The 1,281-nt window shown below is 42.4% G+C and carries 2 protein-coding genes; both read left to right on the top strand.

Features of this window, described 5'->3' with window-relative positions; translation table 11 throughout:
• The first annotated feature begins 30 nt into the window (after positions 1-30).
• Positions 31-330 (top strand): transposase, encoded by a 300-nt coding sequence (locus ACTQ50_RS19625; RefSeq protein ID WP_441485557.1) that lies wholly within the window; start codon positions 31-33, stop codon positions 328-330.
• A complete protein-coding gene (locus ACTQ50_RS19620; RefSeq protein WP_441485558.1) occupies positions 294-1,232 on the top strand; it encodes an IS3 family transposase in 939 nt (312 codons plus the stop codon). The genes ACTQ50_RS19625 and ACTQ50_RS19620 overlap by 37 nt, the downstream gene beginning before the upstream one ends.
• The last annotated feature ends 49 nt before the right edge of the window (positions 1,233-1,281 follow it).

Here is a 1,281-nt window from a genome sequence, read left to right as displayed (position 1 = left end):
ATATAATCAATACAAGAGGAGGAACTCATTATGTCACGTAAAAATCCACAACACACCAAGCAGTTCAAGTTGGATGCTATCAACTATCGCAAGGAACATCCCGACTTAACTCAAACAGAAGTAGCCAAGAATCTCGGTATAGGAGTCAGTACCCTGGCTCGCTGGGAAGCCCAATTCAGAGACTGTGATGGTGACATCCCAGTAAGAGGATCAGGTAACTATGAATCAGACGAAGCAAAGGAAATTGCTCGTCTTAAACGTGAGCTCCGTGATGCTCAGGATGCGCTTGATGTATTAAAAAAAGCCATCAGCATTCTGGGGAAAGATTAACGGAAGCTATCTATACAGAAGTTTCTGCAAAGGTAGAGGCGTCTAAAGTTACTGGACACCGCGTCTCTACTTCCGGAATGCTGAAATTTTTAGGTGTGTCTCGCTCTGGATATCGTTCTTTTCTTAACCGAACAGTCTCTGCTACCAAGCAACGCAAGGAAGCTATGAAAAAGAAAATCCAGACCATCTATAATGATTCTAAACAGAATTACGGCGCCCCTAAAATAACCCAGGAACTTCGGAAATCCGGCGAAACCATTGCTGAACGCACTGTTGGTAAATACATGCGTGAAATGGGCATTAAATCTCAGTGGATTAAGCCTTGGACTACTACAACCAGAGATTCTGATTTTAGCAATGAGCTTCTCAACATCCTTGATGAGCAATTCAACCCTGAACGTCCTAACGCTGTCTGGTGCACCGATATCACATATATTTGGACTCAAGACGGCTTTGTTTACCTCAATTGCGTTATGGACTTATTTGCCAGGAAAATCATTGCCTGGACTCTCGCGGACACCATGGAAGTATCTACTGTTATTGAAACCATTAATAAAGCTAAGGCTCGTCGCAATACCGATTTACCTTTGATAATACATTCAGATCGTGGCAGCCAGTATGTTTCAAATGCCTGGCGTGAAGCCACTGAATCAATGCAGCGAAGCTATTCTCATAGCGGTTATCCTTACGATAATGCTTGTATTGAATCCTTCCATTCCTTGATTAAAAGAGAATGGCTAAACAGGTTCAACATCAGAAACTATAGCCATGCATACAGGCTTGTCTTTGAATACATTGAAACCTTCTATAACACCGTCCGGATTCATAGTCATTGTGACTATATGTCCCCTGACGAATTCGAAAAACTGTATGAAAGGGTGAATGTTCTGCCGGCTGCTTAGCTGGCGGAACCTCTCATTTTAATCTGTACTAAATCTTGACATAAGACCA

It is taken from the genome of Blautia sp. Sow4_E7 (assembly GCF_052116245.1).
Taxonomy (GTDB): Bacteria; Bacillota; Clostridia; order Lachnospirales; family Lachnospiraceae; genus Blautia_A.
Note: the sequence above shows the minus strand (reverse complement) of the source record. Positions and strands in the feature narration are given on the sequence as shown.

Bases quoted from the DNA above. Each gene is read 5' to 3' on its own strand.
- ACTQ50_RS19625 (WP_441485557.1), top strand. From the start codon at position 31: ATGTCACGTAAAAATCCACAACACACCAAGCAGTTCAAGTTGGATGCT.